We start from the raw sequence: 12371 nt of genomic DNA on the forward strand, positions 1-12371 counted from the left end.
GACTGCCAGATGCCATAAGGTTCCATTTAAAAAATGATTTGGTCAACACCTAAACAATACCAAATAATACCTCTTGTGGCATTTTCGCGACGTGTGGCATGATCGCATCAGTAGGATGTATCGGGGGGCGCCATGACCAGTAGACGTTCGTTGCTCGCGCTCGCCTCTGGCATGATCGGGGTGCTGCCCGCAGCCAAGGCGTTGGCGCGCACGACCGCGGCGGGTGCCGGCGGAGCGCGCGTCCTGTCGACATGGGACTTCGGCGCGGCGGCAAACGATGCCGCCTTCGCGCGGCTGTCGGCCGGCGCCTCGCTGATTGACGCGGTCGAGGCGGGCGCGATGGTCCCCGAAGCGGATCCGACAAACCATTCGGTCGGGTACGGCGGGTATCCCGACCGCGACGGCCACGTCACGCTGGATGCGGTGATCATGGACGATGCCGGCAACGTCGGTGCGGTCGCGGCGCTGGAAGATACGGTGCATGCCATTTCCGTCGCCCGGCGCGTGATGGAGCAGACGCCCCATACGATGCTGGTCGGCGAAGGCGCGACACGGTTCGCGCGGGCACAGGGCTTCCCGCAGCGTAACCTGCTCACGCCCGAGGCCGAGAAAGCGTGGCGCGACTGGCTGACGACCGCGCAGTATCGCCCCGAGGCGAACAGCGAGAACCGCCGCGCGCGGACGCCGGGGGGCGCGCTCGACCATGACACGATCGGCCTGCTCGCCCGCAATCCCGACGGTCGTCTCGCCGGCGCCTGCACGACATCCGGCATGGCGTTCAAGATGCGCGGTCGCGTCGGGGATTCGCCGCAGGTCGGCAGCGGGCTGTATGTCGAGGCTGGCGTCGGTGCCGCGACCTCGACCGGGCTCGGCGAGGAAGTGACGCGGATCGCCGGAACCGCGCGCGTCGTCGCGTCGATGCGCTCCGGGAAGTCGGCCCAGGCCGCGTGCGAGGAAGTGGTCAAACACATCGCCAGCCTGCGCGGCAACGCCATTCGCGGCGTGCAGGTCGGGTTTCTCGCGCTGGATCCGCGCGGTAACGTCGGAGCATTCTGCCTGCTGCCGGGATTTACCTACGCGGTCACGGACATGGCGGGACGGACCACGATTCACCAGGGAACGTCGCTATTCCAGGCATAGCCGCAGGCTCGCGGCGCCGCCCGGGCGCCACGCTGGAGGTCTGCGTCGAAACGATCGCGGGACTGCAGGCGGCGGCAGAAGGCGGCGCGGACCGGATCGAATTATGTGCCGCGCTGTCGGTTGGCGGCCTGACGCCGCCGGGATCGCTGATCCGGGCGGCCGCCGCGGCGCCACTGCCGGTGCACCTGCTGGCCCGCCCCCGCGCCGGGGGCTTCCAATACGACGGCGCCGAACAGGCGCTGATCGCGGACGACGTGCGCGCCGCCGCGGAAGCGGGCCTCGCCGGGGTCGTGATCGGTGCCAGCACGCCGCAGCGAACGCTCGACGCCCCCGTGCTCGCGCGGCTGATCGAACACGCCAGGGCGCTGGGCGATGCGCGGGGCGAGCGCATGGCGGTGACCCTGCACCGCGCCTTCGATCTCGTCCCGGACCCGCGTGACGCGCTCGAGCTGGCGATCACATTGGGCTTCGACCGGATCCTGACCTCCGGTGGGATGCCCCGCGCGATCGAGGGCGTGGCGACCCTGGCAGCGTTGCATGCCCAGGCCGCCGGAAGGATCACCATCCTGGCGGGAAGCGGGATCAACAGCGAGACCGCCCCTGCCATCCTCGCCGCCGGGATCGGCGAACTCCACGCCTCCTGCCGAACCGTTCGCCGCGGTGCGGACGACACGCCGGAACGCCGCTTCGGGTTTGTCACCGCGGACAGCGGCGAAACCGATGCCGATCGCGTCGCGGAACTCGCTCGCCTCATCCATTTCCTTGCTTGAGCAGTACCAATATATAACCTACGCTCAGAGCGAATTGAACGGACGGGCCATGTACGACACCAATCCTGATGCAGCGACCGCCCCCGGGGCACCCACGCTCATGTTCCGGGAAGCCGCGGAAGCCAGCGCCGCGGTCGAGCGGATGCTTGCCGCGAACGGCCCGGCGTTCGTCCGCCTCGGCAAACTGCTGCGCGATGCGCCGCCGTCGGTCGTGGTCACTTGCGCCCGGGGGTCGTCCGACCACGCTGCAACCTACGCGAAATATCTGATCGAAACGCGGATCGGCATTCTCGTCGCCTCCGCCGCGCCGTCGGTCGCGTCGGTCTATGCGGCACCGGCGGCACCGGGGAACGCCTTGTGCATCGCGATCTCGCAGAGCGGCCGCAGCCCGGACCTGCTTGCCACGGTCACCGCGCAAAAGGCTGCCGGGGCGCACGTCGTCGCGATGGTCAACGACACGACGTCCCCGCTCGCCGGGATGGCGGACACGCTGATCGCGCTGTCGGCCGGCACCGAGCGATCGGTGGCCGCGACCAAGTCGTACATCACGTCGCTGGCCGCGATCGCCGCGCTGGTCGCCGAATGGTCGCTCGACGAATCGCTCGCCGATGCCGTCATCGCGCTGCCCAAGTTGCTCGACCGGGCCTGGGGGTTCGACTGGCAACCGGTCGGGGGCACGCTGCAGGATGCGACCAACCTGTTCGTCATCGGGCGCGGCCTGAGCCTGGCGGTGGCGCAGGAAGCGGCGCTCAAGCTCAAGGAAACCTGCGGCCTCCATGCCGAGGCGTTCAGTTCGGCCGAAGTGCGGCACGGACCGATGGCGATCGTCGGCCCGGGCTTTCCGATCATCGCGTTCGCGACGTCCGATGCCGTCGGGGATGACGTTCGCGCCGTCGCGGCGGAATTCGCCGGTCGTGGCGCCAAGGCGTGCCTTGCCGATGCCCGCGCCGACGGTGCGACGCAGACCCCGACGGCCGTTCCAGCCGCCAAGGCCGATCCGGCGATCGAGCCGATCCTGATGATCCAGAGCTTCTACCGAATGGCAGATGCCCTTTCCCGTGCGCGCGGCTATGATCCCGACGCGCCGAGCCATCTCAGCAAGGTAACCCGGACGCTATGACTTCGTACAGTTTCGTGAACGGCCATATCGTCACCGCGGGCGGAGTCCGCGATGCGGTGACGATCGACGTCGAGAACAGCGTGATCGTTGGCCTGCGCGACGGCGCGGCGGCGGGCGCAACCGATCTCGATGGCGGGTGGATGATGCCCGGGTTCATCGACACGCAGGTCAATGGCGGCGGCGGCGTGCTGTTCAACGATGCGCTGACCGTCGCGGGCATTGCGGCGATCGGCAATGCGCATCGCCCCTATGGGACCACCGCCTATCTGCCCACGCTGATCAGCGATTCGACCGATGCGATCGCGCAGGCGCTAGACGCGACCGACGCGGCGATCGCGGCGGGCGTGCCCGGTGTCGTCGGCGCGCATATCGAAGGCCCTGTGATCAACGTGACGCGCAAGGGCATCCACGACCCGAAACACTTCGGGACGCTCGACGACCGGCTGATGGACGTGTTGCTCAAGCCGCGCCGTGGCCGCGTCATGGTCACGCTCGCGCCGGAGATCGCGCCGCTCGACCGGATCACCGCCCTGGCGCGTGCGGGCGTGCGCGTCAGTCTCGGCCACAGCGATGCGACCCATGCGCAGGCGCGGGACGGCTTTGCCGCGGGGATCACCGGGGTGACGCATCTGTTCAACGCGATGTCGCCGCTGGTGCATCGCGCACCGGGCGTGGTGGGCGCGGCGCTGGATGACCAGCAGGTGTATTGCGGGCTGATCGCGGATGGCTTCCATGCCGACGATGCCGTGCTCCGCGTCGCGCTGCGGGCGCGTCCGCTCGACCGGATGATGCTGGTGTCCGACGCGATGCCATGCGTGAATGCGCAGGTGAAGGACTTCGTCCTGCAGGGTCGCGCGATTCACGTCGAGGGCGGGCGCTGCGTCGGGGCCGACGGGACGCTGGCGGGATCGGATCTCGACATGGCGCGCGCGGTGCGCAACACCGTCTTGAACCTTGGCGTAGCGCCGGAACAGGCAGCGGCCATGGCGGCGACCAACCCGGCTGCGTTCCTCGGGCTGTCGGCGGTACGGGGCAGCCTTGCGCCCGGCCAGCGCGCGGATTGGGTCATCCTCGACACGGGGTTCCAGCCGCATACCACGACGATTGGCGGCGCGGTTGCCGCAACCGCCCGCCGCGACATCGTTCCAGCCTGATAACGGCGCGTGCCGCCTGCGGCACGCTCCCCCCCCCGATCGAGGAGACACCATGGCGCCGATCATCCTGTCAGCACCTTTGGAAGGTTGGGTCACCCCGCTCGAAGCGGTGCCCGATCCGGTGTTCGCGGGACGGATGCTCGGCGACGGTATTGCGATCGATCCGACCGGGGACACGCTGCACGCGCCCTGCGCCGGGCGCATCGTCGGCCTTCAGGCGACCGGCCACGCGATCACGATCGAGGCCGAGAACGGCGCCCAGATCCTGATGCATCTCGGGATCGACACGGTCGCGCTGGACGGGCGAGGCTTCACCCCGCTGGTCGCGATCGGGGATCAGGTTGCTTCGGGGGATCCGCTGATCCGGTTCGACCTCGACCTGCTGGTCCAGTCGGCGCGGGCGGTCATCACGCCGATCCTGCTGACCGAAACCGGCGGGACCGTCGTGTCCGATATCGCCGCGCCGGGACCGATCGCGGTGGGTGCCGCGCTGATGACGTTGCAACCGACGGCGACATCCGCCGGCGCGCCGCAGGAACCGCACGATGCGAGCGGCATCAGCACGACGCGGACGCTCCGGATCGACCTGCCGCATGGCTTGCACGCCCGTCCCGCCGCGCGCATCGCCGCGCTGGCGCGCGAGCGCGATGCCACGGTGACGATCGCCAAGGGGGATCGCTCTGCCTCCGCGCGCAGCCCGACCGGAATGCTTGGTCTCGGCATCGCGTTCGGCGACAAGATCACGTTGAGCGCGCACGGGCACGATGCCGACCAGGCGCTGGACGCCCTCGTCGCGCTGATCGCCGGCGGCATGGGAGAAGCGCCAGCGACACCGGCGATCCCGTCCCCTTCCCTGCCCCCGTCGCCGGTCCCCGACGATCTGGCGCCCGGCACGATCGGCGGCGTCTGCGCGGCCCCCGGACTCGCGGTCGGGCCGGTCCGCCAGCACCGGACCGCGGATATCGAGGTTCCTGTACATGGGCGCGGCATCGCTGCGGAGACCCAGGCCTTCGACGACGCGCATAGCCAGCTGGTGCAGGATGTCGCGCGCCAGGCGCTCGCAGCGCGGGGGCCGGCGCAGGCCATCCTCCAGGCGCATGCAGCGCTGCTCGACGATCCGGAACTGCGCGAAGCGACCGATGCGGGTATCGCGCGCGGCGAAAGCGCAGGCCAGGCGTGGCGCATGGCGATCCGGCAGCAGGCGTACATCCTCCGCACGGGCGGCAACGCCCGGCTGGCCGAGCGGGCGGACGACCTGCTGGACCTGGAACGACGCCTGCTGGCGCTGCTCGTTGGCGCAGCCCCGACCGTCGACCTTTATGCCGTCGGCACGATCCTGATCGCGGACGATCTATTGCCGTCCGATCTGATCGCCATTCCGGAAGGGCTGGCGGCCTTGTGCATCGCCCGTGGCGGACCGACGTCGCACGTCGCCATCCTCGCGGCGTCGATGGGCCTGCCGACGCTGGTCGCTGCCGGTGCCGCCGTCCTCGACATCGCCGAGGGCACGCGGATCATCGTCGACGCGAACAAGGGCCGGCTATTGTCGCATCCGACCGCCGACGAGATTGCCGCCGCCGAAGTGCAACAGGCCGCGACCGCGCGCAGGCGCGCCGATGCGCTCGCCACGGCGGCGGTAGCATGCCACACTGCCGATGGCACGCGGATCGAGGTGTTCGCCAATCTGGGCGCGGCATCCGAAGCCGCACCGGCGGTGGCCAATGGCGCCGAAGGCTGCGGCCTGCTCCGCACCGAATTCCTGTTCCTGGACCGCGACACCGCCCCCAGCGTCGCCGAGCAGCATCGGGATTATCAGGCCATCGCCGACGGGCTCGCAGGACGCCCGCTGATCGTCCGGCTGCTCGACATCGGGGGCGACAAGCCCGCCCCCTATCTGACGATGGCGGCCGAGGAAAACCCGGCGCTGGGCTTGCGCGGCATTCGCGTCGGGCTGGCGCATCCGGCATTGCTGGAGGATCAGTTGCGCGCGATCCTGCAGGTGCAGCCGATCGGGCAGTGCCGCATCATGCTGCCGATGGTCGCGCGGGTCGAGGAACTGCGCGACGTTCGGCGCGTGCTGGACCGGCTCCGCGCCGAGATGGAGATCGCGACGCCGATCGCGCTCGGCATCATGGTCGAAACGCCCGCCGCCGCGGTCACCGCCGACACGCTCGCGCGCGAGGCGGATTTCCTGTCGATCGGCACCAACGACCTGACACAATATACGCTCGCGATGGACCGCGCGAACCCCGCGGTCGCCAGCGCGCTCGACGGATTGCACCCGGCGGTGCTGCGCCTGATCGCGCAGACCTGCCGTGGCGGTGCGATGCATGGGCGATGGACGGGGGTGTGCGGCAGCCTCGCTTCCGATCCGCTCGCGGTGCCGATTCTGCTCGGGCTTGGCGTGACCGAACTCTCCGCCGCGCCCGCAATGGTCCCGACGATCAAGGCGCGCGTGCGCGAAATATCCCTCGAGGCCTGCCGCGCGCATGCACAGGCGGTCCTCGCCTGTGCATGCGCGCCGGAAGTCCGCACGCTCGCCCGACGCTTTGCCTCCGAGGAGACCCCGGCATGAAACCGAACCTTGGCGGACTGCAATCGCTGGGTCGCGCGCTGATGCTGCCGATCGCGGTCCTGCCGATCGCCGGGCTGCTGCTCCGCCTGGGCCAGCCCGACCTGCTCGGCATCCCGTTCATGGGCGCGGCGGGCCAGGCGATCTTCGACCATCTCGGTCTGCTCTTCGCGCTCGGCGTCGCGACCGGTTTCGCGCGCGATGGCAATGGCGCGGCGTGCCTCGCCGGTGTCACCTGTTTCCTGGTGACGACCGAGGCGGGCAAGACCCTGCTGGTCGTGCCGCCGTCCGAACTCGCCGGCTTCACCGGACCCGCGGTCGATCTCGCGACCGCAGCGTGGAAGGCGAAGGTCATGGCCCGCCTCGACGTACCGATCGGCATCCTGTCGGGACTGGTCGGCGGGCTGTTCTACAACCGCTTCTCGGCAATGAAACTGCCCGAATATCTGGCGTTTTTCGGCGGCCGGCGGTTCGTGCCGATCATCAGCGGGCTGGCCGGACTGGTGCTCGCCGCCGTCGTCGGCTTCGCGTTTCACGGGATCAGCGCGGCGATCGACGCGATCAGCCTTGCGGCGACCGGCGCCGGCGCCCCCGGCGTGTTCGTCTTCGGCCTGTTGAACCGCCTGCTGCTCGTCACCGGACTGCATCACCTGCTCAACAACATCGCGTGGTTCGTGGTGGGCGACTTCCACGGCACGACCGGCGATCTGCGCCGCTTCTTCGCGGGCGACCCGAACGCGGGCAGCTTTATGGCGGGGTTCTTCCCGGTGATGATGTTCGGCCTGCCGGCGGCGTGCCTCGCCATGTACCATGCGACGCGGGCCGATCGGCGCAAGGCGGTCGGCGGGATGCTGTTCAGCCTCGCCCTCACGTCGATGCTGACCGGCGTGACCGAGCCGATCGAATTCAGCTTCATGTTTCTCGCGCCCGTGCTGTTCGTGATCCATGCGGTGCTGACCGGATTGTCGATGGCGATCATGGACCTGCTCGGGGTCAAGATGGGGTTCGGCTTTTCGGCGGGGCTGTTCGATTATGTGCTGAACTTCGGCAAGGCGACCCGCCCGCTGATGCTGCTGCCGATCGGCGCGATCTATTTTGCGCTCTACTACGGCCTGTTCCGGTTCTTCATCCAGCGGTTCGACTTGCCGACTCCGGGCCGCGAACCGCTGTCCGAAACGCCGGTCGCGGTGGCGCCCGTCGCGCCGGGCGGGCGGGGGCAGGCCTTCGCCCAGGCGCTTGGCGGCGCGGGCAATCTGGCATCGGTCGGGGCGTGCACGACCCGGCTACGATTGGTGGTACGCGACCAGGCACTGGTCGATGACGGCGCGTTGAAGGCGCTTGGCGCGCGCGGCATGATCCGTCCTTCGGCGACCGCGCTACAGGTCGTGCTGGGGCCGGTCGCGGACATCGTTGCGGTCGAAATTCGCGATGCGCTCGCCGCCGGAATTCCCGACTCCCCCGCCGCGCCGCGCGTCGAGGCTCCGGTCGCAATCGCGGATCTGGCGCTGGCCGTACCGCTCGTCGCGGCGCTCGGCGGGGCCGCCAATATCACGGGCAGCACGCGCCATCACGGCCGCTTGAGGATCGCGCTGCGCGATGCCACGGCGGCCGACGATGCGGCGCTCGGGGCGTTGCAGTTCCACGGGGTGGCGCGCCCCAGCCAGAACGTGCTGCATTTGCTGGGCGATGACGAACTGCTGGGGCGCCTGGCGAACGGCTGAGGCTGGCCGGGCCGCCCGCGAGCGATCTCGCCGGCGACCTAGGGTGCGGAGCGGCGGCCTCCTGCGCCTTCGGCCCATCGAGACCGGCCGCAAAGGATCGCAGCCGCGCTACGCCGCCGAAAGCGTCACCGAGCCGACGATGCCCGAGGCGGCATGACTGTCCGCCTCGAGGATCAGGACGATCTGTCGCGCACCCGCGCCCGGGGCGATCCGCGCGTCGATCGGTGCCGCCGCAACCTCCGCCTTGGTCGCGATGCGCTGGCCGTCGACCCATAGTTCCCCGCGCCCGACGACGGACGCGAAGTGAATCCGCCCCCCGCCCGCACCGATCGCGCGCCACGGGACGATCGCGGTCCGATAGATCCGCCACCGCCCCCCATCACCGCCGCCGCCGTCCCCGCCGGGTGTTGCCGTTCCGCTGGCGACGAACGCCCAGCTGTTATTGTCGCCGTCGCGTGGCGCGAGGTCGGGCGAGGGCCGTGCGTCGAACGGCATCGATCGCCGCCACTGCGCGATCCGTTGCTGCGGCGCGGTGACCGCCACCTGCGCGGGTGCCGCGATGCCAAGCCGATCGATCGTGATCCGGGCCGGCGCAAGCCCGGGGGCCCGCGCCTCGATCACGATGCGTCCCTTGCCGGTGTCCGCCCGGACGATCACCTGCGCCAGACCGTTGAACAGCGAACGCGCGCCCGCGTCCGCGGCCGACTGTTCGGGTTCGTGACAATTGGGATCGCCATTGCCCAGACCGATGATCGCCGCGCCGGACACCGCGAAACGCACCGGCAGGTTGGCGGTCGGGACATGCCGCCCGCGCGCGTCGATCGCGTCGACCGAAACCGGCTGCGTATCCTCGCCGTCCCCCGCCATCATGCTGCGCGCCGGGGTCAGCCGCAGCGCGACGGGTGCGCCCGTCGTTTCCTGGACGGCGCTGGCCACCGTCCGCCCGCCGCGCGTCGCAACCACTTCGATCCGCCCGGCGACATAGGGAACGCTCCAGCTGTTCCCCATCATCCGGTCGACCGGTTGCGTGCCGAGGACGCGACCGTTCAGGCGAAGCGTGACCTGCTCGGCATTGCTCATCACGAAAACGACGATTGGTTGCCCCTCGCGTCCCGGCCACGTCCAATGCGGTGCCAGGCTGACGACCGGAGCATCGTCGACCCAATGCGCGCGATGGATGTCGAACGCGGTCTTGGGGAATCCACACAGGTCGAGAATGCCGAAGAAGCTGGAGATGGTCGGCCAGGCATACGGCGTCGGTTCGCCATGATAGTCGAAGCCGGTCCAGACGAACCCGCCCGCGACGAAGGCACGGTCCGCGATCTTCTTCCACGTCGAGCGATGCGTGTCGCCCCAGCTCGTGACCTCGACGTCGTAGGACGAGGCGATATGCCGCGCCGGGTCTCCGCTGAAGGCGCCGCGCGTCTCATAAGCGCTGGTATCCTCCGAACTGGTCATCGCGCGGGCCGGGAACATCGCGTGGAAGCGGTCGTAATCGTTCTGATAATAATTGAACCCGGTGACATCGACGACGTTCGCGACCGTGACCGGATCGAAGAACGACCCGTTGAGCGCGGCGGTCACGGGGCGGCTGTCATCGAGCGTGCGCACCGCATGCGCCATCCGGCGCACCATCTCGACCCCCGCCTCGGTCGCCTGCATCGGTTCCTCGTTGAACACCGACCACAGGATGACGGAAGGGTGATTGCGATCGCGCCGCACCAGCCATTCGAGCTGCGCCAGATAATCGGGCGCGGGGTTGAACTGGCGGTTCTCGTCCATCACGACGAACCCCATGCGGTCCGCCAAATCGAGCAGTTCGGGCGCGGGCGCGCCGTGCGAACAGCGGATCGCATTGCATCCCATCGCCTTCAGCCGCTCGAGTCGCCAGCGCAGCAACGCATCCGGCACTGCCACGCCCACGCCGGCATGATCCTGATGCAGGCAGACGCCTTTGATCTTCACGTGACGTTCGTTGAGGAAAAACCCCTGGGCCGGATCGAACCGGATCGTCCGAAACCCGATCGCCACGCGGCGTTCGTCGACCACCGCGCCGTCGCGGCGCACGCGGGCGACGAGCGTGTATAGCTTGCTCTGCTCGATCGACCAGAGATCGGGGGACGGGACGTCCAGCGTCAGCGTCGCGACCGAGTCCTCGAGCGCGCCGACCACTGCGGACACCGCGGCACGAGCGATCGTATGCCCCACCGCATCCAGCAGCATTGCCTCGACCGTGACCGTCGCCGGCGCATGGTCCACGCTGGTGAGCGTGGCCACGACCGGCACGTGCCAGCGCCCGTCACCATCGCGGCGCGGGTCGGCATGCAGGCCATCGCTCGCAATCGCGACCGCGGCGCGACGGACGAGCCAGGCATGGCGATAGATCCCCGCGCCTTCATACCACCAGCCCTCCATCGCCTGCGCATCGACCCGCACCGCGATGACATTCTCCGCATCGCCAAAGCGCGCGAAAGGGGTCAGGTCGACCACGACGCCGGTGTAGCCCGACCAGCTATGCGCCGCGACGCTGCCATTGACCCAGATCGTCGCATTGGTTGCGATCCCGTCGAACTGCAGCTCAATCTTCTTGCCGCGATCCGCCGGATCCAGACGCAGCGTCCGCCGGTACCAGCCGATCCCGCGCGGCCGATACCCTTGGGAGATATTGGCGGTTTCGACGAACGGTTGTGCTGCAGCCCAGTCGTGCGGAAGGCGCACCGGCAGCCAGTCGGAATCGTCGAACGCCATCGCAGCGGCACCCTGCGCGTTGCCGGCCTTGACGCTGAGATAGGTCTGTTCGTGGTTCGCGGGCGCCACCGCAACGACGTCGCCCTCATGAAACTGCCATCCGCGCTCCAGTCGAACCCGCGCCGGATCGGACTCCGGCAGAACCGGGGGGAGCGCATGGGTCGGGCGCGGCATCGGGAGTCCGCCCGCGTCGCCGGAGACGGCAGGCCCGGGAAGCCGCGCCAGGCTGCCGCTCGCCACCCCCGCGGCGCTGGCGGCGGAGGCAAGCAGAAGCTGGCGACGGTTCATGACCCTATTCCTTTGGAACGGCGTCGACGGCAACGCTCAGAGATCGGATAGCTCCGCGACGAAATCATAAGCGTCCCCGCGATAATAGGACCGCGTGAACTCGGCCGCGCGGCCGTCCTTGAGGAACCCGCGTCGCTCGATCAGCAGCCCGGGATGGCCGGCATCGACGCCCAGCATCCGCGCATGTTCCGCCCCGAACGGGATTGCGCGCAGCCGCTGCAACGCGCGCACCGGGCGGCTCCCGGCCTTGTCGAGCGCGGTGTAGAGCGATTCCTCGACCGCACCGATCGTCGGCAGGCAATAGCCGGCGATGGTCGAGAATTCGAGCGCCATCGGCTGCTCGTCGGCAAAGCGGATGCGATGAAAACGATAGACCGGCGTACCCGGGGAGAGACCCAGCGACATCGCTTCCTCGGGATCGACCGTCCCCGTCGTGCGACTGATCCAGCTGCTCGACGCGGTCTTGCCGCGCGCCGCCATGTCCTCGGAAAAGGACGACAGCTTCGAGAAACTCTTCTCGACGCGCCCGGTGACGAACGTGCCCGCTCCACGCCGCCGCGTCAGCAAGCCTTCCTCGACCAGCCCGCCGATCGCCTTGCGCACGGTGATGCGCGAAACGTCATAGTCGGTCGCAAGGTCGCGTTCGGCCGGAATGGCATCCCCCTGTGCCAGCAGGTCCTGCCCGATCGCGTCGCGGATCAACTGCTGGAGCTGCAGATACAATGGGGCGGGATTGCCCTCCCTGAACGTGCCGATCTGATGCGTAAATGCCAATGCCCATCCCCCTGGCGAGCATGCGATGCCTCTCCTCGCCCGCATGTCCCTCTTGCCGGGCAGCCTAGTCAATGTCCCGGAGGT

The 12371-nt window shown here is 69.2% G+C and carries 8 protein-coding genes; 6 read left to right on the forward strand and 2 right to left on the reverse strand.

The window, feature by feature from the left end; all coding sequences use genetic code 11:
• Positions 1–132 precede the first annotated feature (132 nt).
• Genes L8K25_RS05225 through nagE form a run of 6 tightly spaced genes read left to right on the forward strand, consistent with a single transcriptional unit; the run spans position 133 to position 8477 of the window.
• On the forward strand, positions 133–1140 hold the full coding sequence (locus L8K25_RS05225) for a N(4)-(beta-N-acetylglucosaminyl)-L-asparaginase (RefSeq protein ID WP_242137815.1): 1008 nt from the start codon (positions 133–135) through the stop codon (positions 1138–1140).
• A 32-nt stretch (positions 1141–1172) separates the two neighbouring features.
• On the forward strand, positions 1173–1910 hold the full coding sequence (locus L8K25_RS05230; RefSeq protein WP_277923512.1) for a copper homeostasis protein CutC: 738 nt from the start codon (positions 1173–1175) through the stop codon (positions 1908–1910).
• A gap of 49 nt (positions 1911–1959) precedes the next feature.
• Complete coding sequence (locus L8K25_RS05235; RefSeq protein ID WP_242137816.1) at positions 1960–3030, forward strand: SIS domain-containing protein; 1071 nt, start codon at positions 1960–1962, stop codon at positions 3028–3030.
• Positions 3027–4184: an N-acetylglucosamine-6-phosphate deacetylase gene (gene nagA / locus L8K25_RS05240; RefSeq protein WP_242137817.1), complete on the forward strand. Its 1158-nt coding sequence runs from the start codon at positions 3027–3029 to the stop codon at positions 4182–4184. Before L8K25_RS05235 ends, nagA begins: the two co-directional genes overlap by 4 nt.
• Positions 4185–4236: 52 nt before the next feature.
• Positions 4237–6759: a phosphoenolpyruvate--protein phosphotransferase gene (gene ptsP, locus L8K25_RS05245; RefSeq protein ID WP_242137818.1), complete on the forward strand. Its 2523-nt coding sequence runs from the start codon at positions 4237–4239 to the stop codon at positions 6757–6759.
• Complete coding sequence (nagE, locus tag L8K25_RS05250; RefSeq protein ID WP_242137819.1) at positions 6756–8477, forward strand: N-acetylglucosamine-specific PTS transporter subunit IIBC; 1722 nt, start codon at positions 6756–6758, stop codon at positions 8475–8477. Before ptsP ends, nagE begins: the two co-directional genes overlap by 4 nt.
• Positions 8478–8585: 108 nt before the next feature.
• Here the strand turns inward: nagE and galA are convergent, their stop codons facing one another.
• Both galA and L8K25_RS05260 read right to left on the reverse strand, forming a co-directional pair.
• The gene (galA, locus tag L8K25_RS05255; protein ID WP_242137820.1) at positions 8586–11513 is read right to left on the reverse strand and encodes a beta-galactosidase GalA; all 2928 of its coding nucleotides are present in this window, start codon (positions 11511–11513) and stop codon (positions 8586–8588) included.
• Positions 11514–11549: 36 nt separating this feature from the next.
• Positions 11550–12287 carry a GntR family transcriptional regulator gene (locus tag L8K25_RS05260; protein WP_242137821.1) on the reverse strand — a complete coding sequence of 246 codons (738 nt, stop codon included), beginning with the start codon at positions 12285–12287 and terminating at the stop codon, positions 11550–11552.
• Positions 12288–12371 lie beyond the last annotated feature (84 nt).

The organism is Sphingomonas sp. TREG-RG-20F-R18-01 (assembly GCF_022662475.1).
Classification (GTDB): Bacteria; Pseudomonadota; Alphaproteobacteria; order Sphingomonadales; family Sphingomonadaceae; genus Sphingomonas.

What these genes read in the sequence shown, in the direction of transcription:
- nagE (WP_242137819.1), top strand. Translation starts at nt 6,756, where the DNA reads ATGAAACCGAACCTTGGCGGACTGCAATCGCTGGGTCGCGCGCTGATG.
- nagA (WP_242137817.1), top strand. Translation starts at nt 3,027, where the DNA reads ATGACTTCGTACAGTTTCGTGAACGGCCATATCGTCACCGCGGGCGGA.
- ptsP (WP_242137818.1), top strand. Translation starts at nt 4,237, where the DNA reads ATGGCGCCGATCATCCTGTCAGCACCTTTGGAAGGTTGGGTCACCCCG.
- galA (WP_242137820.1), bottom strand. Translation starts at nt 11,513, where the DNA reads ATGAACCGTCGCCAGCTTCTGCTTGCCTCCGCCGCCAGCGCCGCGGGG.
- L8K25_RS05235 (WP_242137816.1), top strand. Translation starts at nt 1,960, where the DNA reads ATGTACGACACCAATCCTGATGCAGCGACCGCCCCCGGGGCACCCACG.
- L8K25_RS05225 (WP_242137815.1), top strand. Translation starts at nt 133, where the DNA reads ATGACCAGTAGACGTTCGTTGCTCGCGCTCGCCTCTGGCATGATCGGG.